The organism is Streptomyces chumphonensis, from assembly GCF_014779715.1.
In the GTDB taxonomy this organism is placed as follows: domain Bacteria; phylum Actinomycetota; class Actinomycetes; order Streptomycetales; family Streptomycetaceae; genus Streptomyces; species Streptomyces chumphonensis.
Genome location: NZ_JACXYU010000004.1, coordinates 234,711 through 259,239, shown reverse-complemented (window position 1 = coordinate 259,239; position 24,529 = coordinate 234,711). Strand labels below are relative to the sequence as shown.

18 protein-coding genes and 3 pseudogenes are annotated in these 24,529 nt (G+C 71.4%); 6 read left to right on the top strand and 15 right to left on the bottom strand.

Translation table 11 applies throughout. From position 1 onward, the window contains the following. Positions 1–39: 39 nt before the first annotated feature. The 4 genes from IF129_RS11110 to IF129_RS11095 all read right to left on the bottom strand — a co-directional run bounded on the left by IF129_RS11110 (position 40) and on the right by IF129_RS11095 (position 4,454). Positions 40–615 (bottom strand): small secreted protein, encoded by a 576-nt coding sequence (locus IF129_RS11110; RefSeq protein WP_318153666.1) that lies wholly within the window; start codon positions 613–615, stop codon positions 40–42. A gap of 198 nt (positions 616–813) precedes the next feature. Then, positions 814–3,204 carry a sodium-translocating pyrophosphatase gene (locus IF129_RS11105; protein ID WP_191209395.1) on the bottom strand — a complete coding sequence of 797 codons (2,391 nt, stop codon included), beginning with the start codon at positions 3,202–3,204 and terminating at the stop codon, positions 814–816. Between the two features lie 349 nt (positions 3,205–3,553). Continuing rightward, the gene (locus IF129_RS11100) at positions 3,554–3,994 is read right to left on the bottom strand and encodes an ATP-binding protein (protein ID WP_191209394.1); all 441 of its coding nucleotides are present in this window, start codon (positions 3,992–3,994) and stop codon (positions 3,554–3,556) included. Positions 3,995–4,112: 118 nt separating this feature from the next. Beyond that, positions 4,113–4,454, bottom strand: coding sequence for an STAS domain-containing protein (locus IF129_RS11095; RefSeq protein WP_191209393.1), 342 nt, complete (start codon positions 4,452–4,454; stop codon positions 4,113–4,115). A gap of 81 nt (positions 4,455–4,535) precedes the next feature. Between IF129_RS11095 and IF129_RS11090 the strand changes: the two genes are divergently transcribed. Then, positions 4,536–7,019, top strand: a complete 2,484-nt coding sequence (locus tag IF129_RS11090) for a DEAD/DEAH box helicase (RefSeq protein ID WP_191209392.1) — start codon at positions 4,536–4,538, stop codon at positions 7,017–7,019. A gap of 60 nt (positions 7,020–7,079) precedes the next feature. Here the strand turns inward: IF129_RS11090 and IF129_RS11085 are convergent. The 6 genes and pseudogenes from IF129_RS11085 to IF129_RS11060 form a co-directional block, all read right to left on the bottom strand. Beyond that, positions 7,080–7,424: pseudogene (locus tag IF129_RS11085) on the bottom strand (Rv3654c family TadE-like protein); the annotation flags it as partial. Then, on the bottom strand, positions 7,408–7,749 hold the full coding sequence (locus tag IF129_RS11080) for a TadE family type IV pilus minor pilin (protein WP_191209391.1): 342 nt from the start codon (positions 7,747–7,749) through the stop codon (positions 7,408–7,410). The pseudogene IF129_RS11085 and the gene IF129_RS11080, both read right to left, overlap by 17 nt. Beyond that, entirely contained in the window at positions 7,736–7,936 is a 201-nt protein-coding gene (locus tag IF129_RS11075) for a DUF4244 domain-containing protein (protein WP_191209390.1), read from the bottom strand. Before IF129_RS11075 ends, IF129_RS11080 begins: the two co-directional genes overlap by 14 nt. A 94-nt stretch (positions 7,937–8,030) precedes the next feature. Next, positions 8,031–8,849, bottom strand: coding sequence for a type II secretion system F family protein (locus IF129_RS11070; RefSeq protein ID WP_191209389.1), 819 nt, complete (start codon positions 8,847–8,849; stop codon positions 8,031–8,033). Then, the gene (locus tag IF129_RS11065) at positions 8,846–9,718 is read right to left on the bottom strand and encodes a type II secretion system F family protein (protein WP_191209535.1); all 873 of its coding nucleotides are present in this window, start codon (positions 9,716–9,718) and stop codon (positions 8,846–8,848) included. The genes IF129_RS11070 and IF129_RS11065 overlap by 4 nt, the downstream gene beginning before the upstream one ends. 62 nt (positions 9,719–9,780) lie before the next feature. Further along, positions 9,781–10,077, bottom strand: a pseudogene (locus IF129_RS11060) (TadA family conjugal transfer-associated ATPase); the annotation flags it as partial. A 204-nt stretch (positions 10,078–10,281) separates the two neighbouring features. Here IF129_RS11060 and IF129_RS11055 point away from each other — a divergent pair. Next, a complete protein-coding gene (locus tag IF129_RS11055) occupies positions 10,282–11,433 on the top strand; it encodes a tyrosine-type recombinase/integrase (RefSeq protein ID WP_318153664.1) in 1,152 nt (383 codons plus the stop codon). A gap of 446 nt (positions 11,434–11,879) precedes the next feature. Then, positions 11,880–13,910: a tyrosine-type recombinase/integrase gene (locus IF129_RS11050; protein ID WP_318153686.1), complete on the top strand. Its 2,031-nt coding sequence runs from the start codon at positions 11,880–11,882 to the stop codon at positions 13,908–13,910. A 92-nt stretch (positions 13,911–14,002) separates the two neighbouring features. Here IF129_RS11050 and IF129_RS11045 read toward each other — a convergent pair whose 3' ends face one another. The 3 genes and pseudogenes from IF129_RS11045 to ssd form a co-directional block, all read right to left on the bottom strand. Further along, positions 14,003–14,575, bottom strand: coding sequence for a TIGR02391 family protein (locus IF129_RS11045; RefSeq protein ID WP_224754743.1), 573 nt, complete (start codon positions 14,573–14,575; stop codon positions 14,003–14,005). Positions 14,576–14,778: 203 nt separating this feature from the next. Further along, positions 14,779–15,690, bottom strand: a pseudogene (locus tag IF129_RS11040) (TadA family conjugal transfer-associated ATPase); the annotation flags it as partial. Further along, positions 15,687–16,808, bottom strand: a complete 1,122-nt coding sequence (gene ssd, locus IF129_RS11035; RefSeq protein WP_191209386.1) for a septum site-determining protein Ssd — start codon at positions 16,806–16,808, stop codon at positions 15,687–15,689. The gene ssd and the pseudogene IF129_RS11040, both read right to left, overlap by 4 nt. A 474-nt stretch (positions 16,809–17,282) precedes the next feature. Here ssd and IF129_RS11030 point away from each other — a divergent pair, with 474 nt between their 5' ends. Beyond that, positions 17,283–18,107: an HAD family hydrolase gene (locus IF129_RS11030; RefSeq protein ID WP_191209385.1), complete on the top strand. Its 825-nt coding sequence runs from the start codon at positions 17,283–17,285 to the stop codon at positions 18,105–18,107. Between the two features lie 343 nt (positions 18,108–18,450). Here the strand turns inward: IF129_RS11030 and IF129_RS11025 are convergent, their stop codons facing one another. Beyond that, a complete protein-coding gene (locus IF129_RS11025) occupies positions 18,451–19,272 on the bottom strand; it encodes a Fic family protein (protein WP_191209384.1) in 822 nt (273 codons plus the stop codon). 113 nt (positions 19,273–19,385) lie between these two features. Between IF129_RS11025 and IF129_RS11020 the strand changes: the two genes are divergently transcribed. Further along, complete coding sequence (locus IF129_RS11020) at positions 19,386–20,387, top strand: ATP-binding protein (protein ID WP_191209383.1); 1,002 nt, start codon at positions 19,386–19,388, stop codon at positions 20,385–20,387. 102 nt (positions 20,388–20,489) lie between these two features. On the opposite strand, the gene IF129_RS11015 is transcribed toward IF129_RS11020, so the two are convergent. Beyond that, a complete protein-coding gene (locus IF129_RS11015) occupies positions 20,490–21,746 on the bottom strand; it encodes a polysaccharide deacetylase family protein (protein ID WP_191209382.1) in 1,257 nt (418 codons plus the stop codon). Positions 21,747–22,074: 328 nt separating this feature from the next. On the opposite strand from IF129_RS11015, the gene IF129_RS11010 reads away from it, so the two are divergent. Further along, positions 22,075–24,453 carry a SulP family inorganic anion transporter gene (locus IF129_RS11010; RefSeq protein ID WP_191209381.1) on the top strand — a complete coding sequence of 793 codons (2,379 nt, stop codon included), beginning with the start codon at positions 22,075–22,077 and terminating at the stop codon, positions 24,451–24,453. Positions 24,454–24,529: the final 76 nt, after the last annotated feature.

Genomic DNA, 24,529 nt, shown 5'->3' with positions numbered 1-24,529 from the left:
GCCGCGGCACCCGGCCGACCGACCGGCACCGGCGGCCCGCTACGCGTCCCCGGACGCCTCCGGGGAGGCCGTCACGGGCCGTTGGCAGCCCTCCTGCTCGGAGATGGCCTGGCCCAGCTCACCGGACTGCAGCGTGTTGAGCGCCTCGTCACCGCTGCGGCCGAGTTGCTGCAGCTCCTCCGCGATCCCCGCCAGTCCGTCGGCGAACGCGGACTGGTCCTCGGTGTCGAGGCCGTCGATCCGCTTCTTCAGGCCCGCGTAGGCGGTGGAGATGTCGTTGAGCTCCCCCACCGCGTTCTCCCGCAGCTCGGCGCCGTCGTCCACCGGCGGGTCGCCCGCCTCGTCGATGGCGTCGGCCAGCGAGCCGTACGCCTCCGAGAGCTGCTGGAAGGCCGCCGAGTCCGCCTCCTGGACCTCGGCGGAGGTGGCGTCCGCCTCGCTCGCCTCGGCGATCGTCTCGTTGGCGTTCTGGATCTTCTCCACCTGCGGCTCCACCTCGCCGCAGACCTTCTCCGCCCACGCGCGGGTCTCGGCGTCCGTGTCGTCACCGCAGCCGGTCATCGTCATCGCGAGGACCGCGCCGGTGCTGAGCACCAAGGCAAGCTTCCTGTTCACCGGTTGACCCATCCCTTCATGGCTACCGCGCCGGAAGATACACGTCGCGGCGGCGTCGACGGCGCGTGCGGGCACGGTTGATCCGCTTCCGGCCTTACCGCAGCCATTTTGTCTCACCCCGGGACATGGCCCCGGCATGCCGAGGGCGGACGGCGCGCCCAGGGTGCGCCGTCCGCCCCCGCCCACGGGGTCAGCCCGTCACGGAGCCGTCACGGGATCGGGCGCCGACGCCTGCCGCTCGGCCGCGCCGTCGCCCTCCATCACCGAACCGCGCCGCTTGGAGACGTAGACGGAGCCGACGATGACGGCCATGGCCAGCACCGCGACCACGGCCCGCACGCCGGGGCTCGCGTCGTCGCCGTAGGAGAGCGTCACGATCGCGGGGGCGATCAGCAGCGCCACCAGGTTCATGACCTTGAGCAGCGGGTTGATCGCCGGTCCGGCGGTGTCCTTGAACGGGTCGCCGACGGTGTCGCCGATGACGGTCGCCGCGTGCGCCTCACCGCCCTTGCCGCCGTGGTGACCGTCCTCCACGAGCTTCTTCGCGTTGTCCCAGGCGCCCCCGGAGTTCGCCAGGAACACCGCCATGAGGATGCCGGTTCCGATCGCCCCGGCCAGGAACGAGGCCAGCGCGCCGACGCCGAGGGTGAAGCCCACGGCGATGGGCGCCATCACGGCCAGCAGGCCCGGCGTGGCCAGCTCGCGCAGGGCGTCCTTCGTGCAGATGTCCACGACACGGCCGTACTCCGGCTTCTCCGTGTAGTCCATGATTCCGGGCCGCTCGCGGAACTGACGGCGCACCTCGTAGACCACCGCGCCCGCCGAACGGGACACGGCGTTGATCGCGAGGCCGGAGAAGAGGAAGACCACGGAGGCGCCGAGGATCAGGCCCACGAGGTTGTTCGGCTGTGCGATGTCCAGGCTGAGCCCCAGTTCGTCGGCCGCGGCGCCCACCTTGGCCGCCTCCGTCTCGAAGGCCTCCCGGTAGGAGCCGAAGAGGGCCGCCGCCGCCAGCACGGCCGTGGCGATGGCGATGCCCTTGGTGATGGCCTTCGTGGTGTTGCCGACGGCGTCCAGGTCGGTGAGGACCTGGGCCCCCGGACCCTCCACGTCACCGGACATCTCGGCGATGCCCTGGGCGTTGTCGGACACCGGGCCGAAGGTGTCCATGGCCACGATGACGCCGACCGTGGTCAGCAGGCCGGTCCCCGCGAGCGCCACCGCGAACAGCGCGAGCATGATCGACGCACCGCCCAGGAGGAACGCGCCGTACACGCTGAGACCGATGAGCAGCGCCGTGTAGACGGCCGACTCCAGGCCGAGGGAGATGCCGGAGAGCACGACGGTGGCCGGACCCGTCAGCGACGAGCGGCCGACGTCCTTGACCGGCTTGCGGGTGGTCTCGGTGAAGTACCCGGTGAGCTGCTGGATGAGCGCGGCCAGCACGATGCCGATGGCCACCGCGACGAGCGCGATGAGCCGCGGGTCACCGCTGTGGGCCGCGATCTCGCTGTCCCCGACGTTGTCGAGCTCCGCGAAGGTCGCCGGCAGGTAGGCGTAGGCCGCGGCGGCGACGAGCGCCAGGGAGATGACGGCCGAGATGAAGAAGCCGCGGTTGATGGCCGTCATGCCGCTGCGGTCCGTGCGCCGGGGAGCGACGACGAAGACACCGATCATCGCGGTGATGACACCGATGGCCGGGACGAGCAGCGGGAAGGCGAGCCCCGCGTCGCCGAAGGCGACCGTGCCCAGGATGAGGCTGGCGACGAGCACGACGGCGTAGGACTCGAACAGGTCGGCCGCCATACCCGCGCAGTCGCCGACGTTGTCGCCCACGTTGTCCGCGATGGTGGCGGCGTTGCGCGGGTCGTCCTCGGGGATGCCCTGCTCGACCTTGCCCACGAGGTCGGCGCCGACGTCGGCGGCCTTGGTGAAGATGCCGCCGCCGACCCGCATGAACATCGCGATCAGAGCGGCGCCCAGGCCGAAGCCCTCCAGCACCTTGGGCGCGTCGGCGGTGTAGACGAGCACCACGCAGGACGCGCCGAGCAGGCCCAGGCCGACGGTGAACATGCCGACGACGCCACCGGTGCGGAACGCGATCTTCATCGCGTTGTGCGAAACGGTGACGAGATCCTTTTCCGGACCACCGGCGCCCGAACTCGCCTCCCGGGCCGCCGCCGCGACCCGGACGTTGCTCCGGACCGCGAGCCACATGCCGATATACCCGGTGGCCGCCGAGAAGAACGCACCGACCAGGAAGAACAGCGAACGGCCGACGCGCTGATTCATGTCGTCCGCGGGCAACAGCATGAGCAGGAAGAACACGACCACGGCGAATACGCCGAGCGTGCGCAGCTGCCGGGCGAGATACGCGTTCGCGCCCTCCTGTACCGCGGCGGCGATCTTCTTCATACCGTCCGTGCCCTCACCGGCGGCGAGCACCTGGCGCAGCAGCACCACGGCGACGACGAGGGCGGCTGCGGCGATGACGGCGATCACCAGCACCAGGCTGCGGTTGCCGGAGGTGAGCACGGCGTCCGCGGCCATCTGATGATGGTTGTGAAGTGGGGGAAGTTGCCCCGCCATTCGTCCTCCTTGACGTGTGGCACGTGAGTGCGCTCATGGCGTGCGGGAAAGATGTGGCGGATTCTAGGGATCACCGGCGCCGGGAAACAGGGCGCGGTAACGGGAATTCGCCTGCATCAGCGAAGATCAATAGGCACGCCGCTTTGAGAATTCACTCACAAGGAGGACAGGGCACCATTTCCTGACACCGAGAAAATGATCTGTTTAACGATCTTCCGGTGATTAATTCGACGTCCCGCACACCCCACCCGTCGCCCCGGAAGCCGGCCCGGCGGAAGGAGAAGCGGAGGTCACACGAAGAACGGCGCCGGCCGCAGGGGGCGGGCGCCGCTTCGTGCGGAGTGTCGGCTCAGGGGAGAACGGCCGCCGTCGTGGTGGGCCAGGACATCCGGATCAGGCCACCGCGCTCATCGGCGGTCACCTCGACGTCGTCCACCAGACCGCTGATCACCGCGAGGCCCATGTCGCTGTCGGCGTCGGCGGCCTCCGCCCGAGCGGGCGCCTCGGTGTCCCGCGCTCCGGGGACACGGCCGGAGGCGGCGGAGGCGTCGTCCCCCACCTCGATGGAGAAGGCCTTCTCGTCCTCGATCAACGCCACCCGGACGGGTGACTCCAGGCCCCCGCTCCGGTGCAGGCCCACCGCGCGACTGCACGCCTCGCCCACGGCCAGCCGGACCTCGTCGAGCACCGCCTCGTCCACTCCGGCCCGGCGGGCGACGGCCGCCGCGACCAGCCGCGCGGTGCGCACATGCTCCGGAAGGGCGCTGAAACGCAGTTCGACGGTGGCCATGCCATCCCCCTGACGGTGGTACGGGTGCGTCGTCCAGGGGCGGGCGGTACGCGACCGGCCCCCGCTCCCTGGAGCGCTGCCCCCGGGCGTCCACCCGGGGGTCTTCGGTGAAGCGGCGTCAGTCGGTGGCCGCGACGGCCTCGTCGACTGAGTTGTGGATCGGGAACACCTTCGTGAGCCCGGTGATCCGGAAGATCTTCAGGATGCGCTCCTGGTTGCACACCAGACGCAGCGACCCCTCGTGGGCACGGACCCGCTTGAGCCCGCCCACCAGCACACCGAGGCCGGTTGAGTCGAGGAACTCGACACGCTCCATGTCCACCACGAGGTGGAAGTTTCCATCGTTCACCAGTTCCACGAGCTGCTCGCGCAGCTTTGGCGCGGTGTACACATCGATCTCGCCGCCAACGTCGACGATCGTGCGATCACCGACGGTCCGGGTCGACAAGGACAGGTCCACGGATCTCCTCCAGCACCTTGCAAGCGAGCGGTCGCCCCCCATGGATCGGCAGCCGCAGGGGCATTCAATCACTTCAGTGCGATGGTGCACGACGCCTTGCCGCCATTGTCGGCCGTGCCGGTGACACACTCGATGCCGATGGCCGCGAACCCAGGTACCCCAGACGACGCCGAGAGCCCCGGCGGGTTCGACGAACTCGACGCCCGGCACCCGCGCGTCGCGGGGGCCCGCACCGACGCCGCGTCACCCCGGTCGGTGCTCGCACGACTCACCGCCGGGGGCACGCGCTCCGCACGCATCACCCATACGGAGCACCTGCCCGCACGAGCGGGTCGTCATGCGGACTGGCCTGCTCCGATTCGGCCGGAAGTGATCGCCGCCGTGCGGACCGCCGGGATCGACCGACCCTGGGAGCACCAGGCCCGCACGGTCGAGCGGGCCCTGCTCGGCGAGTCCGTCGTCGTCGCCACCGGGACGGCGTCCGGCAAGTCACTCGCCTACACCGTCCCGGCGCTCAGCGCGCTGGTGGACGGGGCCGAACGACCGGGCGGTCGCGGCGCCACCGCCCTGTACCTCGCGCCGACCAAGGCGCTCGCGGCGGATCAGCGCAGGGCACTGGCCGAGCTGGCCGCGCCCCTGGGCGGCGCGGTCCGGCCGGCCGTCTACGACGGTGACACACCGCCCGAGGAGCGGGAGTGGGTCCGCCAGTACGCGAACTACGTTCTCACCAATCCGGACATGCTCCACCGGGGCATCCTGCCCGGGCACGCCCGCTGGTCCTCCTTCCTGCGCGCCCTGCGCTACGTCGTGGTGGACGAGTGCCACACCTATCGGGGCGTCTTCGGCTCCCACGTGGCCCACGTCCTGCGGAGACTGCGGCGGGTGGCCGCGCGCTACGGCGCCGAACCGGCCTTCCTGCTGGCCTCCGCCACCGCCGCCGAGCCCGGCCGGGCCGCGTCCCGCCTGACCGGCCTCCCCGTCACCGAGATCACCGAGGACGCCTCACCCCGGGGCGAGTTGGTCTTCGCCCTGTGGGAACCGCCGCTGACCGACCTGCGCGGCGAGCGGGGAGCACCGGTGCGACGCACGGCCACGGCCGAGACGGCCGAGTTGCTGACCGACCTGACCGTCGGCGGCGTCCGCACCGTCGCCTTCGTCCGCTCCCGACGCGGCGCGGAACTCATCTCGGTGCTGGCCAAAGAGCGGCTGGCCGACGTGGACCGCTCACTGCCCGGGCGTGTCGCCGCCTACCGGGGCGGCTACCTCCCCGAGGAACGACGCTCGCTCGAACGGGCGCTGCACAGCGGAGACCTGCTGGGGCTCGCCGCCACGACGGCACTGGAACTCGGCATGGACGTCTCGGGCCTGGACGCCGTGCTGCTCGCCGGCTACCCCGGCACCCGCGCCTCCCTGTGGCAGCAGGCGGGTCGCGCCGGTCGTCGCGGGCAGGGCGCACTCGCCGTCCTGATCGCCCGCGACGACCCGCTGGACACGTATCTCGTACACCACCCGGAGGCGATCTTCGCCCAGCCCGTCGAGACCACCGTCCTCGACCCGGACAACCCCTACGTCCTCGCACCGCACCTGTGCGCCGCCGCCGCCGAGCTGCCGCTCACGGACACCGACCTGGCCCTCTTCTCGCCGGCTGCCGCCGCGCTGATGCCGCAGCTCGAACGGCGTCGGCTGCTGCGCCGCCGGGGTGCCGCCTGGTACTGGACGAGCCGGGGACGCGCCGCAGACCTGGCCGACATCCGGGGGCAGGGCGGGCGCCCCGTCCAGGTGGTCGAGAGCGGCACCGGGCGGCTGCTGGGCACCGTCGACGCCGCCGCCGCGCACACGACCGTGCACGAAGGCGCCGTCCATCTCCACCAGGGGCGCAGCTACGTGGTGCGGGAGCTGCACCTGGAGGAGCCCGACGGCTCGGTGGCCCTCGTGGAGGAGGCCAGCCCGCCGTGGACGACCATGGCCCGGGACACCACGGCGATCACCGTGCTGGAGACGGACACCGAGGTGCCGTGGGGCGAAGCGCGCCTGTGCTTCGGGTCGGTGGAGGTCACCAACCAGGTCGTCTCCTATCTGCGACGCAAGCTGATCACCGGCGAGGTGCTGGGCGAGACCCGGCTGGACCTGCCCCCGCGCACGCTGCGCACCCGCGCGGTGTGGTGGACCGTCACCGAGGACCAGCTGGAGGCGGCGGGCATCGCACCGGAGATCCTCGGCGGCGCGCTCCACGCCGCCGAGCACGCGTCGATCGGCATGCTGCCGCTGTTCGCCACGTGCGACCGCTGGGACATCGGCGGCGTCTCGGTGCCCCTGCATCCCGACACGCTGCTGCCCACCGTCTTCGTCTACGACGGGCACCCCGGCGGCGCGGGGTTCGCCGAGCGGGCCTTCCACACGGCGCGCGCGTGGCTGGCGGCCACCCGCGAGGCCATCGCGTCCTGCGAGTGCGACGGCGGCTGCCCCTCCTGTATCCAGTCGCCGAAGTGCGGCAACGGGAACGACCCGCTGCACAAGCGGGGCGCTCTGCGGCTTCTGACGGAGCTGCTGCGCGAGGCCGACTGATCCGGCCGGGGCGGAGGCGTGCGCCCCGGCGCCCGGAGCCGCTCGGCCGGGCCCGGCCCGGGCGCGGATCCGTGGCGCGTACGGACCCCAGCGGGCCTCGGCCGTGAGGTCGGCGACCAGGCCACGCACCGCACACCGCGCCACGCGGGCGCCCTGCGCCGAGGCGATGCGCCGGGCCGCCGCGCACGCCCGGTCCTCTCCGAGGAGCGCGTGCTCGGCGGCGGCGAGGGCCGCGAGGTCGGCCGCCGCCGCGGCGCGGTGCCGGGCGGAGACGGCCTGCCCCATGCCGAGCAGGCCGGCGAACAGGGTGGCGAGCAGGGCCGTGCAGGTGACGGCCCACACCGTGGCCGCACCCCGGTCCGCCCCGCGTGTGCGGCCCGGCCACCGGTCAGCCACGCTCGACATGGGCCACCGCCTCCGCGTGGACACCGACGGTCAGGGGCCCGGGGCCGTCCGGCCGGGCGGTGACGCGGACCCGCAGCTCCTCCCCCTGCCGGGAGAGCCTCACCCGGGCGCCCTCCGGCGCCACGGCACGGGCGGCGGCGAGTGCCGTCTCCCGCGACTCTCCCCGGGCGGCCGCCCGGGCACCGGCCCGGGCGGCGTCCACGCACTGGATCTGGGCGGCTGCCACGAGCAGGCCCCACATCATCATCGCGAGGAGCAGGGCGAGGCACGGGACCACGGCAGCCGTCTCGGCCGTGGCCTGCCCACGGTCGTCAGAAGCTCGCATCGAGCGCTCTCTCGACCAGCTGCTGCATCGCCGAGCTCACCGGCTCGCTGGTCACCACCGTGTAGAGGACGGCCGCGAAGCCGCAGGCGGCGATCGTCCCGACGGCGTACTCGGCCGTGCTCATACCGCTGTCGCGGCGTGGGCCACGCAGGTCGCGCCAGGCGGCGCGGAGTTTCGTGTCGCGCATGGGTCTCGTCCTTCTCGGAGTCGGGTGGAGATCGGTCGGTACGGGTCTGGTCCGGTCGTCAGGGGGTCTGCGGGGCTGCGCGGGCGGCGGCGGGTCACAGGAGGGCCCGGCCGAGTCCGACGACGACGGGTGCGACGCCCGCCAGCAGGAAGGCCGGGAGGAAGCACAGCGCCAGGGGCCCGGTGACGAGGACACCGGCACGCCGGGCGCGGGCCTGAGCCGTCCGGGCCCGGCTCGCCCGGCACTCCTCGGCGAGCCGTGCCACGTGCGCGACGGCCGGCGCACCGGAGCGGTGGGCCCGCTCCAGGCAGCGGGCCAGTGCCGCCGCTCCCGACAGCCGCGCCAAACCGGCCCAGGCGGCCGGCGGATCGGCGCCCAGCCGCAGCTCGGCGCAGGTCCGGCCCAGCTGTCGGCCCAGGGGTCCGCCCACGCACTCGCCGACCGCCCGTGCCGCCGCCGTGGGCGCGGATCCCGCGGCCAGGCAGGCCGCCAGCAACTCGGCGGTGAGGGGGAGCTGTTCGGCCACCTCATGCTCCCGTGCACGGTGGGCCGCCTGCTCGGCCCGGGTGGTGCGCGTCCGCAGCCATCGCCCGGCGCCGAAGGCGACGCACGCCGCCGCCAGCGCTCCACCGACGCCTCCGAGGGCCAGGAGGACGAGCGCTCCGCTCCCGGCGGCCAGGGCGGCGTGCCGCGCGGGTCGGCGCGTCCGGCGCCGGGGCCCGGCCCGCGGACACCACCTCCGCGACCGCGCCGACGTTCCGCCCGTGCCGAGCGACGCGGCCAGCCGACGGCGGACGCCCATGGCACGACGGCGCGCCGAGACCGCCGAGACGGCCGGGGGCGCGAGGGTGAGGACGGCGACCGCGCCCGGCAGCGCGGCCGTCCACAGGCTGTGCACGACGTCGCCGTTCATGAGGGCGCCCTCCTCTCCACCGACCGGGCGGGGCGCGCCGACCGGGCGCCTTCGGCGACCTGAACGATCCGCCGTGTCCAGGCGAGGCCCGCGCACTCCAGGAGGACCGCGCCCGCGAGCAGGACCCACCCGGCCGGGGAGTGCAGCAGGAAGCGCAGGGGCTCCGCCCCCATGGCCGTCCCCAGCAGCACCCCGAAGACCGGGAGCAGAGCCAGCGTCACCGCGGTGGCGCGTGGCCCGGCGAGCTGGGCCCGCAGCTCCTCCCGCTGGTCCCGCTCCGCGCGCAGGGCCCCGGCGACCCGGTCCAGTCCGTCCGCCAGACCCGCGCCGCCGTCGACGGCCACCCGCCAGCAGGCCGCGACCCCGGCCAGCCCCCGTGCGCCGGGCAGCTCGGCCGCCCGGCGCAGGGCGGCCGGGACGTCGCCCCCGAATCGGACCGCCGCGAGGACGTCGGCTCCCGGCCCGCCCAGCGCGGCACCGCCGATCTCGATCACGGTCGGCAGCGCCTGCTCGGGCTGGCGGCCCGCCCGCACCTCGGCGGCCAGGGCGGCGCACAGCTCGATCACGGCGGCCTCCCGCCGCTCCGCCGCCCGGCGCCGCGCCCCGGTGCGTCTCCAGCGGCCGACGAGGGGGGCGGCCAGGGCCCCGGCCAGCACCGGCAGGACGGATTCGCCCAGGAACCCCAGACCCACCCCCACCGGCGGGCAGAGCCAGTGCGGGCCGGCCCGCGCCCGCAGCCGGGCCGCCGTCTCCGACGCCCGGAGGGAGGAGGGGAGCGCACGGCGCAGCACCCCCGCCACTCCCTGCGGTCCCCCACCGGCGCACAGCAGCCTGACGCGGCGCCGCGACGGATCCGGCCCGCCGACCATCCAGACGGCGGCACCGGCGCACAGCAGCGCCGCGTAGGCGGCCTCCGGACCGCCCGGCCCCGTCACGGCGTGCCTCCGCCGCGCTCGCACAGCTCGCGCAACCGGGCCCAGCCGTCGGCCCGGGTGAAGCCCGTCGCAGCCCACCGCACGGCCGGCACCGTGCCGACCAGCCCGTCCGGGCGTCGTTCGAGTACGTGGACCTCGGCGACGCGGCGCCGCCCGGAGCGGTCCCTGACGAGGTGCACCACCAGGGAGAGCGCCGCCGCCAACTGGCTGTGCAGGGCCGCCCGGTCGAGCCCCGCCGTCATGCCGAGCGCCTCCAGGCGGGCGGGTACGTCAGCGGCGGCGTTGGCGTGGACGACTTATTGACCGAACTAACTCATACGTCTTCGCAGGTCAGTTGGGGTTTCTGCTAGCTTCCCGGCATGCCCGGTAAACAACGTCCCGGAAGGGACCTGAAGAGCTTTGTGCTGCCTGAGATAGGCGTGCTACTCGCGACTGGAGATCCGTGGGAGCCGTACCAACTGCTGGATCCGTTCGGAAGGCCGATGGAGCCTACCGCGGTGTACCTGAAGGACCTTCTGGCGAGGGACTGTTCACCGTTGACGCCGCGCTCGTACGGCATGGATCTACTTCGCTGGTGGCGCTACCTGTGGGTGCTCGGGATTGAGTGGGACCGTGCGACTCGTGAGGATGCCCGGGACTTCATGCTGTGGATGAAGCTGACGGACAAGCCGGTACGCGTCCACTGGCGCCACCGCGGCAAGGAGCCTGCCGAGATACCCCGACCGGTCCGGACCGGCAGGCCGGCACCCGGAGCACCGAACCCGGTGACCGGCAAGCCCACAATCGGCTCAAAGTACGCGCCTAACACCCGAGCTCACTGCGAGACGGTGCTTCGGTCGTTCTACGACTTCCACCTGGAACACAACACGGGATCGCTGTTGGTCAACCCCTTCCCTCTCGACCGTAGTCGGCGTTCTGCACGCGCTCACGCCCACCACAATCCTGACAAAGAACACAAGAGGCAGCACACGGGTCTCTACCGGCCGAAGATCCCCAAGCGGATCCCGCGACGCATCCCCGATGAGAAGTACACCGAGGTCTTTGCCGGCCTCCGCTCGCACCGCGACCGGGCCCTGCTGGCCTTCTGGGTCGCCACCGGCGCCCGCGCGGAGGAACTGCTCACCGCCAAGCAGGGCGGCGCGATCGTCGGCCAGCAGACCCTCGGCGTGATCCGCAAGGGCACCCGTGACTACCAAGAGCTGCCGGCCACCCCCGACGCGTTCGTCTGGCTACGGCTCTACCAGGAAGATGCCTGGAAGAAAGGCGTGCCCCGCGGCCGACAGCAGCCGCTGTGGTGGACGCTACGCCGCCCCTGGAGGCCGTTGGAGTACGACGCGGCCCGCATGATGTTCAACCGCGCCAACGAGCTCCTGGGCGCCAATTGGACCCTTCACGACCTACGGCACACGGCCACGTTCCTGATGCTCGACGACCCGGAAATGCCGCCGGTCTACGTTCAGCACATCCTCGGCCACAAGAGCCTAACAACGCTGGACGTCTACAACCGCCCCACCAGGGACGATGTCATTGTCGCCGGCCTCGCCCATCATGCCCGTCAGGAACAGCGGCGCAACGATCCCCCCGCGACGGTCGAGCCTGCCTATAACCCCAACTCCTTGTCCGTACTGTTCGGCCGGGACATGCCGTGACCACCACTGCGACGCAGGCCGTTGCGCATTTCGCTCCGCGGAACACCGACCTGACGGGCGCTGAAGCGGTCGCCCTGATCGGCCGGTTTCCTCCGAGGTCGCCCCTTACTACGTGGCCAGGGGCGGAGGCCTCACGCGAGGAGATTCTTCACCGACTTGGGCAGCCCCCGCTGCGAGCTGCTAACGACCGGGCACAGAACGCCCGGATGCGTGGAGCGCGTCTCCTGCTGAGCTGGTTGGAAACGTTTCCCGGCACGACTTGGCAGCAACGCTGGCAGGCGAGTCCTTGCTCGTCCCAGCAGGCCCTATCCGCAGGCTGGCAGGAAGATTTCACGGCGTGGGCCAGATCGACCGGACACCGGCCGGGGAGAGCAATATCCAGAACGGGCCTACTTGCCTTGCTCTGCGCGGATGCGATCCGGCCTAACCCTGAGTTCATCAACGGTGTGTTGTCCAGGCATCTGCGGCCGGCCATCGAGGTTTCCCGTGATCCCGATGGTTTCGCCTACTTGAAGGCGTTGCTGCCAGCTGACGTGGTGTCAAGCAAGAACGGATCCAAAGCTCTAAAGTTGATCGCCGAGATCATCGTCGCGCAAGGCGGCGGCGTCCGGGACATTACCGTCGGGGATCTATTGTTGTGGCTTCGGATATCCGACAGCAGAGAAACCATTCGAATCCTAACGGTATATGAATGGCTCCGTGAGCTGGGGAATCTTCCTGCGGACGCGCCCCCAACCTTGCGCCGCATCACATACCGGAGTGGGCAAGTCCACCCGGAGCAACTCGTGGACCGCTATCACCTGAAGTGCCGACCAGTCCGCGACGCCATCGTGGCCTATCTGCTGGAGCGGTCTCCGGCCGTTGACTACGGAACGGTGAAGGCGCTGTCGGCCACGCTTGCCCTGCGATTCTGGGCAGATCTCGAACACCATCACCCGGGAATCAGCTCCCTGCATTTGTCGGCTGAGGTCAGTACGGCTTGGAAGGCCCGACTGGCCACGAAAGTCGTACGCAAACGCCAGCCAGACGGTTCCGTGGTGGAAACCACCGAGCCGCGCAAAAGCGCCGTGGCCGTAAAGACACAGGTGCGGGCCTTCTATTTGGACCTTGCGCAGTGGGCTCTTGAGGAACCCGAGAAGTGGGCCGGCTGGGTCGCTCCTTGCCCGATCAGCGCGGCCGAGATCGTAGTCAAAAAAGCAGACCGTCAGCGGAAGTCCCGCATGGACCAGCGCACCCGAGAACGACTACCGGCCGTGCCGATACTCGTCAAGGTTGCCGAGCGCCGCCTCAAGGAGGCCCAGGCCCGCCTCGACGCGCTCAACGAGGCCCCTCTCGGGACGACGTTCACGGTCTTTGGCGAGACGTTCACAGTCCCGCGCACGACCGTCCGCGTCAGCGGCCGACCGACCCGGGCCTGGGACGACCAGGGTGCCGCGCGTGACTTTGGCGCAGAGGAGCGGCTTGCGTTCTGGGCGTGGGCGGGCATCGAGACATTGCGGCACACGGGTATCCGCATCGAAGAGCTCTTGGAGCTGGGACATCACAGCATCATTAGCTACACCCTCCCCACCACAGGACAGGTCGTCCCGCTTCTGCAGATCGCGCCGTCGAAGAGTGATCAGGAACGCCTCCTCCTGGTCACCCCGGAGCTGGCCGATGTGCTGAGCACAGTCGTATCCCGGGTCCGCGACGCTGACGGGAAGGTGCCTGTGATTCCGAGCTACGACTGGCATGAGCGGACCTGGAACTCGCCGATGCCCCTGCTGTTCCAGGAGAGCCAGGCAGGAGAACATCATCGGTTGTCACCACGCTTCTTCCGCGATGCAATCCATCAGACTCTGGCGGCGACAGGGCTTCTCGACAGCCTCGGCAAGCCATTGACGTTCCAGCCCCATGACTTCCGCAGGATCTTCATCACGGACTCCATCCTTAACGGCCTGCCTCCTCATATTGCACAAGTGATTGCAGGCCATGAACACATCGGAACTACGATGGGATACGCCGCGATCTATCCTGCGGACGCCATCGAGGCCCATCGGGCGTTCATTGCCCGTCGTCGGGCCCTGAGGCCGGTCGAGGAATATCGCACGGTCACGCCGGAGGAATGGGACGAGTTCCTTGGGCACTTCGAACGTCGCAAACTAGCCATGGGTGACTGCGGTCGCGCCTACGGCACCGATTGCGCTCATGAACACGCTTGTGTCCGCTGCCCAGTCCTGATCGTGCACGCGACGGAAAGGCCGCGAATGGTCGAGATTCGTGACAACCTCCAAGCCCGGATTCAGGAAGCCGAACGTGAAGGCTGGCTCGGCGAAATCGAGGGACTGCAGAGCAGTCTCACTCACGCTGAGGAGAAACTCGCCCAACTTGATGCGCAGATTGCTCGGAAGCAGGAGGCCATCGATCTGGGAATCCCTACCTTCCGGGAAATCGTTGCCCGCACTACTACGGTCGGCACGCAGCAGGAGCCCTCGTGACCGCGAAGCGTCATCATCGAGCTGCCCGCTGCAGCGGTGACGCCACGTCGCGTCCTAAAAGAGCGGGCGGAGCTGAGACTCCGCCCCCATCTCTACTCTTTATGCAGGTCGTCGCTATATTGGTAGCGAAGCTGGGTTAGGATCAGGCTCCCTACCCCAAGTACTCCAAACGCATATCGCTTGGCGTCATCACGTTTTTGGATGTTGTGGCGGTCGACGTTGCTCAACGCTTGAGCAAATCCCATGCCGAGCCCTCGCCATCCCTCCCACTCGCCGGGTTCCTTTCCGAGGCGAAATTGGGCATCGGTCGCGAAGACTGCGGCAAAGAGACCCTTGCCAACCAATGTCTGCCCATTGTTGCCGCGCGGGTTTCCGCACCACTTTCGAACGCAATCCTCCACAAAGATGGCCGTCTGGCTGGCAACCGTCTGCCAGTCCTCGTTATGAACGTGAGCCTGGACGTGAGACCACAAGTCGGGATCGAATGCAGTCTCGTCTGCTGCATCATCGCTCGTCCCGGCTTCTCGCAGCTCGAAGATGGCGGCCTCGATGACGCCTCCAGCCTTTCGCAAGCCGCCCAGAAAGGCGCGTTCGAAAGATGAATCGGACGTTCCCGTGGAGAATGCCATCAGTGAATACTTGATGTTCTCGAAGTCCGTCAGCAAGTGATGGTCTTTGCCGAGTGACCGGATAAGAGTCGACCTAACCCGACCCTTCCAGGACGAGAATTCACCGGCGGGCCGGAGTTCCACCCCTCGCCGGTCAGCTTCTTCCCTGAGTTCTGTCAGGACTTCGATGGCCCTCTTCGCTTGCATCGACACACAGTAGCGACTGGTTGCAGACCAGGACCATGGGTTAGTTCGGAGAAGGTGCACGCGGCTCCTTCATGGCCGGTGTTCAGTGCGGCGAGGAGATCGAGCACCTCACCGCCCCGGACTTCGCCGACGACCAGGCGGTCGGGCCGCATCCGCAGGGCCTGACGGACGAGGTCCCGCAGGTCCACCCGTCCCGCTCCCTCCTGGTTGGCCGGGCGGGCCTCCAGCCGCACGACGTGGGGGTGGTCGGGGCGCAGCTCCGCCGAGTCCTCGGCGAGGACGATGCGTTCCCCGTGGCCGACCAGCCCGAGCAGCGCGCTCAGGAGGGTCGTCTTGCCGGTACCGGTGCCCCCGGAGACGAGGAACGACAGGCGGGCGTCGAGCACCGCGCGCAGCAGCCCGTCACCCCCCGGTGGCAGCGTGCCGGCGGTGACCAGCTCGCTCAGGGAGAACGCCCGTGGCCGGACGACCCGGAGGGAGAGACAGGGCGCGTCGACGGCGACGGGCGGCAGGACGGCGTGGAGCCGTGTCCCGTCGGGCAGCCGGGCGTCGGCCCAGGGCCGGGCGTCGTCCAACCGACGGCCGGCGGCCGAGGCGAGCCGCTGGGCCAGTCGCCGGACTGCGGCGGCGTCCGGGAAGCGCACGGTCGTGCGCTCCAGGCCGCTCCCCCGGTCGACCCAGACCGTGTCGGGTCCGTTGACCAGGACATCGGTGACGGCGGGATCGGCGAGGAGCGGTTCGAGCGGGCCGCTGCCGATCAGCTCCGAGCGCAGGGCGGTGACCACCCCGAGAACGGCGCTGTCCCCCAGCAGCCGCCCCTGTGCGCGGAGAGCGGCCGCCACGGCGGCGGGGCTGGGCTCGGCGCCGGAGGCGGCGAGCCGCGTCCGCACGGCGTCGAGGAGCTCGGGTGACGCGCCGTCGGGCCGTGCCCGCTGCGGCGTGGTGGGAAGGGCGTGCGTCGTCATGCCGCCACGCCCCCCAGCGGTCGGGCCGGGAGGGCGTGCTCCCAGAAGGCGGCGCAGAAGCGGGCCAGAGGGCCGGGGGTGACGCCGGGTGGGATGCCGCGCTCGACCGCGAGGGGCAGCCCGTTCTCGGCGCTCAGCTCGCCGACCAGGGGAAGCCGCAGCAGCCGGGCGACCTCGCAGCCGTCCAATCCCGAGGTGGCGGGGCGGAGCACGAGCGCGCGCAGATCGGTCAGTGCCGCGGCGAACTGTGCGGCCACCCGCCCGGAGGCGGCGACGGCGCGCAGCTCGGCGGGGACGACCAGCAGGCCCATGTCGAGTTGGGCGAGCGCTTCCGCGGTGGTGTCGTCGATGTGCCGTGGAAGATCCACGACGACCACGCCGCCTGGCCGCCGCGCGGCGGCCAGGACGGAACGCAGGGCGTCGGATCGCAGGGCCTCGGGGTGCGGTGCGCTCGCTTCCGTGCCGCCGCCGTCATCCCGTCCCTGGCTGAGGACGCGCACGCCGTGCAGCATCGGCAGGGACTCCTCCAGCGCGACGGCGCCGACCCGGCCGCGCGACCGGCTGAACGCGGGCCAGCGCGACCCGTCCGCCGTCTCCCCGCCGAGCAGCACGTCGAGGCCGCCCCCGAGGGGGTCCGCGTCGACCAGGACGGCGCGGACGCCGGCCCGGGCGGCCGTCACGGCCAGGGCGCAGGCCAGGGTGGACGCACCCGCGCCGCCCCGGCCGCCGACGACTCCGAGGGTGAGGGCCGGCTCGGCCGTGCCCTCGGTGGCGTCGGCGATACGACCCGCCAGCCAGGCTTCGGAGTCGGGCAGGAAGACCACCTGCTCCGCACCGGCCCCGACGCCTCGCTCCCACACGCCCCGGTCCTTCGGGTCGTGACTGACGAGCAGGACGCCCGGGCGGCGCGGTGGGCGCCCGCCGGGCGAGCGCAGCCGCTCGGCGCGGTCGTCGCCGACGAGGACGAGAGGCGCGGCGCGCCATGCCTCTTCGTTCACGGGTGCACCGTGCGCCACTTCCGCTTCAGCCCCGGCCGCGGCGCACAGGCGCAGCAGGTCGTCGAGAAGCTGTGCGTTCTCAGAGACGATCAGGATCGGTTCCACACGGGATTCGGCCATCGGGCCTTCTCCTTCCGGCTTCGCACTCTCGCATCCGCGAACACCCGCGGAGGCCGTGCGCAATCACCGTGCAGAACCTTGGAGAATTCCGGGGATCTTGGTCCAAATCTGTGGAGAACTCAACGGTTGTGAATAACTTCGCCACTCGTCTCAGTGGCAACCGGAACGCACATTGACGATTACGTTCGGTTACGTGTTTGACGGGTGACGGCAGCCTCGACGTGATGACGACCGCAGGCGGCACCGAGCCGCAGCAGGCCCGTGGCAGCACGCGAAAACGCCCCCGGACATGCGACGACCCCCGCCGGGGGGGAGAGCGGGGGTCGTCTTCCTCGGTCGACTCGGGGGGGGAGGAGTCGAACCGGGTTAGCACGGTCGCGAACGATCCGTGACTTCCATGGTGTACCCGAGAGCCCTCTCAGGCAAACCCACGCGCCACAGCTTACGCCGAATGGCGGGCCTTATCCTCTCCATGTGGAAAACGCCCCGCCGCCGCGCACCGCCGCCTTCTTCGACCTGGACAAGACGGTCATTGCGAAGTCCAGCACGCTTACCTTCGGTAAGTCCTTCTACCGGGGTGGCCTGATGAATCGCCGCGCCGTCCTGCGCACCGCGTACTCACAGTTCATCCTGTCGATCGGCCGGGCCGATCACGACCAGATCGAGCGGATGCGGGAGTATCTGTCCGCCCTCTGCCGCGGCTGGAACGTGGAGCAGGTCAAGGAGATCGTCGCCGAAACCCTGCACGACCTCATCGACCCGATCATCTACGACGAGGCCGCGTCCCTGATCGAGGAACACCACCTCGCGGGCCGGGACGTGGTCATCGTCTCGACCTCGGGGGCCGAGGTCGTCGAGCCCATCGGTGAGCTGCTCGGGGCGGACCGCGTCATCGCCACGCGGATGGTCGTCGACGAGGGCCGCTACACGGGCGAGGTCGCGTACTACGCCTACGGCCCGGCCAAGGCGGACGCCCTCGCGGCACTGGCGGAATCGGAGGGCTACGACCTCTCCCGCTGCTACGCCTACTCCGACTCCGGAACCGACGTGCCGATGCTGGAGGCCGTCGGCCACCCGCACGCGGTGAACCCGGACCGGGCTCTCCGCCGCGAGGCCGCCGCCCGCGACTGGCCGGTCCTCACCTTCACCCGTCCGGTGCGGCTCAAGCAGCGGCTGCCGGCGCTCTCGATGCCGCCCCCGCCGCTGCTGGCCGCCGCCGCGGTGGGCGCGGCCGCGGCCACGGCCGGGCTGGTCTGGTACTCCAGCCGACGGCGCACGCGACTGCGCGCCCGACCCTGACGGACGGGCCCGGACACAGGTGTGCGGCGGCACCACTCCGTGGAGCCGTGCCGCCGCTGGCATGTCCACCGGGGTACCAGTGCGTGCTCGAGTAGCCGCTCAGGGCGGAGTCTTCGCCCGTCCCTGGTGCGGTAGGCCCGTAATCGACGGGTCGGCGTCGCGTGGGTTCCCGATGTTCATGCTCGGTCCGTGGGGCCGTGATGCGTACGGTGATCCGTCTCGGATGCCGTTGGTCTCGCGGGCCGTAAGTCCTTTGTACCCCCGAAGCGGACGAAGCGGAAGCCGAGGCAAGGAACTTTACTTTCCGGTTCAACCTCCGGAAGGGCGCGTTTCCGGCATCCGCTCACGCCGCGCCGCGCTGGAGGGCCTCGCACACCGCGGTCGACTCGCGGGCTCCGAGCTCCGCCGCGCGACCGCAGTGCGCGATCCACGCGGCCATGCCGGCGGGCGTCCCGGCCAGGTATCCGTCCAGGGCCTCGCGGTAGGCGTCGGGCCCGGCTTCGGCGTGGCCGACCTCCGCCGGGCAGATCGACTTCGGGTCCAGCCCGCTGCCGACCAGGACGACACGTTCCGCCGCGCGCGCGACCAGGGCGTTGTGCGAGACGAAGGGCCGCAGCGCCAGCAGTTCGCCGTGCACCACGGCGGCGGTCACCAGCGCGGGGGCTGAGGATCCGGTCACGACGACCCGCGCCAGCCCGTCGAGGCGTGCGGCCACCTCCTCGGCGTCCGGCAGCGGCGCGGTCACGGCCGGTTCGTCGACGGCCTCGCCCGCCAGCCGGGGACGCCCGACGGTCTCCTCGGAGTCCGTCCCGCCCGCCGCGACGAGGTGGAGCCGGGCCAGCACGCGCAGCGGGGACTGGCGCCAGACGGAGAGCAGGTGGCCCGCCTCGGCGGTGACCCGCAGGGCCGCGCCGACCGTCCGCGCCTGCGGGTCACCGCTGAAGTCGGTACGGCGGCGCACCTCTTCGAGCGCCCAGTCGGCTCCGGCCAGGGCCGCCGAGGCGCGCGCGCCGCGCAGCACCGCCTCGGAGGTGACCTCGGCGCTGCGGCGCCGCATGACCCGGTGCCCGTAGACGCGGTCCACGGCCTTGCGCATCGCCTCGACGGAGTCGTCGACGCCGGGCAGCGCGCCGAGCGGGGCCAGCGCGTCAGGCTTCGTAATCATGGGCACGACCCTACGCACCGCGTCCGGCGCCCACGGCCCACGTTCGAGTGGTCTTGTTCACTCGATCACCCGCTTTCCCGTGCGGCCCGGCCGCGCGGCCTAGTCTATTGAACATGAAGATCGCTTTCGTTGGGAAGGGCGGCAGCGGCAAGACGACGCTGTCCTCCCTCTTCATCCGCCACCTCGCCGCCCGGCACACGCCGGTCGTCGCCGTGGACGCCGACATCAACCAGCACCTCGGCGCCGCTCTCGGTCTCCCCGAGGACGAGGCCGCGGCCCTGCCCGCCATGGGTGCCCGGCTGCCGCTCATCAAGGACTACCTGCGCGGCTCGAACCCCCGGATCGCCGACGCGCAGTCGATGATCAAGACGACGCCCCCGGGTGCGGGTTCACGGCTGCTGCGCGTCACCGAGGACAACCCCGTCTATGACGCCTGCGCCCGTGAGGTCGTGCTGGACGGCGGGGCGGGCGGCACGGTCCGGCTGCTGGTCACGGGCCCGTTCACCGAGGCCGACCTCGGCGTGGCCTGCTACCACTCCAAGGTCGGGGCGGTGGAGCTCTGCCTCAACCACCTGGTGGACGGGCGCGACGAGTTCGTCGTCGTCGACATGACGGCCGGTTCGGACTCCTTCGCCTCGGGCCTGTTCACCCGCTTCGACATGACGTTCCTCGTCGCCGAACCGACCCGCAAGGGCGTCGCGGTGTACCGGCAGTACCGCAGCTACGCGCGGGACTACGGCGTCGCGCTGAAGGTCGTCGGGAACAAGGTGCAGGGGCCGGACGACCTGGCCTTCCTCCGGGACGAGGTGGGGGACGACCTGCTCGTGACGGTCGGTCACTCCGGGTGGGTGCGGGCGATGGAGAAGGGACGGCAGCAGCCGCTCTCCGCGCTGGAGGAGGTCAACCGGGAGGCGCTGGACACCCTCCTCGGGACGGCCGACGCGGCCTACGCACGCCGCGACTGGGAGCGCTACACCCGCCAGATGGTCCACTTCCACCTGCGCAACGCCGAGAGCTGGGGCAACGCGCGGGCGGGAGTCGATCTCGCGGAGCAGGTCGACCCCGGTTTCGTCCTGCGCGAGGGCTCGCTGACGACGACCGCGCAGCCCGCCTGACGCGCCGGGGACGGCGTTCCGGCCGTCCCCCGTCCGGCGCCCGCCCCCACCGCAGGACGCGGCGGGGGCGGTGGGGCGGTGACGCGCGGAGCGGCCCGTCCGTCAGGACTTCCGCGTCCCCGGGGTGTCCTCGTCCGGGGCCGCGATCGGCGTCATGAACGCCTTCCACCCCTGCGTCGGAGCCTCACCCACGCCGAGCGTGCGGAGCTGTTCCAGCACGGCGGGGTCCTGGGCGTCGAGCCAGTCGACGAGCTGCTCGAAGGACACGCAGCGCACGTCGTCCTTCACGCACACCGTGCTGATGACGTCCTCGACGGCCTCCATGTAGATGCCGCCGTTCCAGTTGTTGAAGTGGTTGCCGATGATGAGCGGCGCCCGGTTGCCGTCGTGGGCCCGCTCGAAGCCCTGGAGCAGACCGTCACGCATCTGCCGCCGCCAGTGCGGGCGCTTGGCGGGGTCGCCGCTGCCGGGCCCGGACTGGTTGACCATGAAGTTGTAGTCCATGGACAGCGTTTCGAACTCGCGCCCGGGCATGGGGACGAGCTGGAGCGGGATGTCCCACAGGCCGCCGGCCCGCTGCGGCCAGACCTGGCGTCCGATGCCGCTGGAGTCGTAGCGGAAGCCGGCCTCGCGGGCGGCCTCGACGAGCTTCTCCCGCCCCTCCAGGCAGGGGGTACGGCCGCCGATGAGCTCCCGCTCGTAGTCGAAGGGCAGCGCCTCGACGTCCTGCCAGCCCGTCGTGGTGCGCCAGTTCTTGACGAACCACTTGGCCTGTCGGATCTCGCTCCGCCAGTCCGCCTTCGACCACGTGTCGACCCCGGTGGGGCCGCAGAAGTGACCGTTGTAGTGGGTGCCGATCTCGCTGCCGTCGAGCCAGGCACCGCGGATCTGTTCCAGCGTGGCCCGGACGTTCTCGTCCTTGAGGTAGCCGATGTCGGACGCGCCGGGCGCGCGCCCCGGCGGCCGGTAGCGCGGGGCCTCGTCCTCCGGCAACAGGTAGATGCCGCTGAGGAAGTACGTCATGTGCGCGTCGTACTTCCGGCCGACCTCGCGGAAGTGTGAGAACAGCTTCTTGTCGTCCTCCCCGGCCCCGTCCCACGAGAAGACCACGAACTGGGGCGGTCGCTCCCCGGGCTTCAGCCGCGCCACCTCGGGCTGGTGGGGCTGGGCTCCCGTGAAGGACGTCGAGCCGTCCCCGATGATCCGGGGCAGCTGCTTCTCGTTCGCCTGCTTCTCCGTGCGGCTCTTGCCGCTCAACTCGCCGGTCTCGTCGGTCGTGCCGCTTCCGCAGCCCGCCACCAGCACCGTCATCGCCATCATCGCCACGGCTCCGCCGCGACGGCCACGAACGCCCGCCATCGGTCACCTCGTCACATCGACGTCCTGTCGCGGTGCGCTCCGGTCCGGCGCGGACCTCCACACCGCGTGAACCGAAAATCGCACAATGTGACTTATTACGCCGGTATGACAAACCGACTTAGCGAGGACTCTTCACCCTTGCGAGGGAAAGCGACGGCCGAACGCCCGTGCTCGCTTCCACGGCTCTTTACCCGGCATTACGCTTCGTTTACGAAACCTTGGCAGTAGCCAATCCAGCACGCACCGTGACCCACGTCTGTGCCGCACGACCGGCTGCCCGCTGACGGGCACCCGGCGCGCCGCCGCGACCGAAGACGGAGAGGGATCGATGTCCGACCGCACCCCCACGCCCGGCACCGGAGCGCTCACCGCACCGCCGCCCGACCCCCCGCCCACCGCCGCCACGGCCCCCGGGCCGCGACAGCGGCACCGGGCCGACCTGTCGGCGTCCATCACCGTCTTCCTGGTGGCGCTGCCGCTGTCCCTCGGCATCGCGCTGGCCACCGGCGCCCCCCTCCAGGCGGGCCTGGTGGCCGCCGCCGTCGGCGGCATCGTCGTCGGACGGCTGGGCGGCGCGCCGTTGCAGGTCAGCGGCCCGGCGGCCGGGCTGACGGTCGTCACCGCCGAGCTGATCCAGGTCTACGGCTGGCGGACGACGTGCGCGATCACCGTGCTCGCCGGGCTCACCCAGTTCGCCCTGGCCCACCTGCGGGTCGCCCGGTCCGCGCTCATGGTCAGCCCCGCGATCGTGCACGGCATGCTGGCCGGTATCGGCGTGACCATCGCCATCGCCCAGCTGCACATCGTGCTCGGCGGCAGCCCCGAGAGCTCCGTCGTCGCCAACGTCCGCGAACTGCCGCAGCAGTTGTCCGACCCGCACCCGGCGGCGCTGTCGGTGAGCGCGCTCACCGTGGCCGTCCTCCTGCTCTGGCCCCGGCTGCGCGGCCGGTTCGGCGCGGCGCTGCGCGTCGTGCCGGGGCCGCTCGCCGCCGTGGTCCTGTCGACGGGCCTGGCCGCGCTCGCCGCCTTCCAGCTGCCCCGGGTGGACCTGCCGTCCTGGAGCAGCCACGCACTGCCGGGCCTGCCCGAGGGCCCGGTACTGGGCCTGATCGCCGCCGTCCTCACGGTGATGCTGGTGGCGAGCGTGGAGTCACTGCTGTCGGCCTGCGCCATCGACAAGCTGGCCGCCGCACGGGCCAAGCGGACCGGCGAGGTCCCCGTCCCCCGTGCCGACCTCGACCGCGAGCTGCGCGGCCAGGGCGCGGCGAACATGGTCTCCGGCGCCCTGGGGGGTCTCCCCGTCACCGGTGTCGCCGTGCGCAGCTCGGCCAACGTCCGGTCCGGAGCCGTCAGCCGCAACTCCGCCATCTGGCACGGCTGCTGGCTGGCCCTGGCCACCGTCCTGCTGGTCGGCGTCCTGGAGCTGATCCCGCTCGCCTCCCTGGCCGCGCTGGTCATGGTCGTCGGGGTGCAGATGGTGAACATCACGCACATCCGCACGGTCACCCGGCACCGCGAGGTGGTCGTCTACATCCCGACGGCGGCGGGCGTGGTGCTGCTCGGCGTGCTGGAGGGGGTGGGGATCGGCATCGCCGTGGCCGTCGCCGTCGCCCTGCACCGGCTGGCGCACACCCGTGTCGTGCACACGGTGACGTCCGCCACCGCCCTCGGCCCGGAGGCCGGGGGCGGCGCCGACGAGGGCGTGCACCGGATCACCGTGCGCGGCCAGCTCACCTTCCTCGCGGTGCCCCGGCTGAGCCGGGCGCTCAACCAGGTCCCCGCCGGCAGCCCGGTCGTGGTGGAGCTGGACGGCTCGTTCATGGACCACGCCGCGTACGAGACCCTGCAGGACTGGCGCGCGGCGCACGAGGCGCACGGCGGCACCGTGCGCCTCGCGGGCCGGGCCGGAGCACGCATCGCCGAGCCGTCGGCCGTGCACCACTGCACGCCGTGGACGCCGTGGCGGAACCACCAGTGCACCCGCCCCGACACGGAGAACACCTCCGGGAGCGAGCAGCCGGAGCGGCGCGGACAACTGGTCGGCGGGGTGCGGAACTTCCAGCGGACGACGGCACCGCTCGTCCGCGAGGAGCTGGCCCGGCTCGCGCGGGACGGGCAGAAGCCGTCGCACCTCTTCCTCACCTGCGCCGACTCGCGCCTCGTCACCAGCATGATCACGTCGAGCGGCCCGGGGGACCTGTTCACCGTGCGCAACGTCGGGAACCTGGTACCGCTGCCGGCGGAACCGGGGGCCGAGCGGGGCGACGACTCGGTGGCCGCCGCCATCGAGTACGCGGTGCACGTCCTGCGCGTCGGTTCCATCACGGTGTGCGGCCACTCCGGGTGCGGTGCCATGCAGGCGCTGCACACCGGGGGGAGCGCCCCCGACGCCCTGCCCGAGTCGCTGGCGCGCTGGCTCCGGCACGGGCGGCCGAGTCTCGACCGCTTCGCCGCCCGGGGCGAAACGGAGCCCCGCCTCGCCGACCGGCCGGTCGGCGACGAGGTGGAGGCGCTGTGCCTGACGAACGTCGTCCAGCAGATCCAGCACCTGCGGGCGCACGAGTGCGTGGCGAAGCGGGTCGCGGAGGGGTCGCTGGAGCTGCACGGGATGTACTTCCACGTGGGCGACGCGCAGGCGTACGTCCTGGACGCGACGGACGGCGCCACGGGTCGTGCGGCGGTCTTCACCCCGGTGCGGGCGGAGTGAGGCCGCCGTTCCCCCGCCGCCCACGGGCCATCCGTGGGCCGCTCGGCCCGGGGTTCGACCACTTGGCGCAAGAGGT

Excerpts from the sequence above, each read along its gene's own strand:
- IF129_RS11010 (WP_191209381.1), top strand. The coding sequence starts at position 22,075 with ATGTCCGACCGCACCCCCACGCCCGGCACCGGAGCGCTCACCGCACCG.
- IF129_RS11025 (WP_191209384.1), bottom strand. The coding sequence starts at position 19,272 with ATGATTACGAAGCCTGACGCGCTGGCCCCGCTCGGCGCGCTGCCCGGC.
- IF129_RS11090 (WP_191209392.1), top strand. The coding sequence starts at position 4,536 with ATGGTGCACGACGCCTTGCCGCCATTGTCGGCCGTGCCGGTGACACAC.
- IF129_RS11080 (WP_191209391.1), bottom strand. The coding sequence starts at position 7,749 with ATGCGAGCTTCTGACGACCGTGGGCAGGCCACGGCCGAGACGGCTGCC.
- IF129_RS11105 (WP_191209395.1), bottom strand. The coding sequence starts at position 3,204 with ATGGCGGGGCAACTTCCCCCACTTCACAACCATCATCAGATGGCCGCG.
- IF129_RS11065 (WP_191209535.1), bottom strand. The coding sequence starts at position 9,718 with ATGGTCGGCGGGCCGGATCCGTCGCGGCGCCGCGTCAGGCTGCTGTGC.
- IF129_RS11075 (WP_191209390.1), bottom strand. The coding sequence starts at position 7,936 with ATGCGCGACACGAAACTCCGCGCCGCCTGGCGCGACCTGCGTGGCCCA.
- IF129_RS11020 (WP_191209383.1), top strand. The coding sequence starts at position 19,386 with ATGAAGATCGCTTTCGTTGGGAAGGGCGGCAGCGGCAAGACGACGCTG.
- ssd (WP_191209386.1), bottom strand. The coding sequence starts at position 16,808 with ATGGCCGAATCCCGTGTGGAACCGATCCTGATCGTCTCTGAGAACGCA.
- IF129_RS11070 (WP_191209389.1), bottom strand. The coding sequence starts at position 8,849 with ATGAACGGCGACGTCGTGCACAGCCTGTGGACGGCCGCGCTGCCGGGC.
- IF129_RS11015 (WP_191209382.1), bottom strand. The coding sequence starts at position 21,746 with ATGGCGGGCGTTCGTGGCCGTCGCGGCGGAGCCGTGGCGATGATGGCG.
- IF129_RS11100 (WP_191209394.1), bottom strand. The coding sequence starts at position 3,994 with ATGGCCACCGTCGAACTGCGTTTCAGCGCCCTTCCGGAGCATGTGCGC.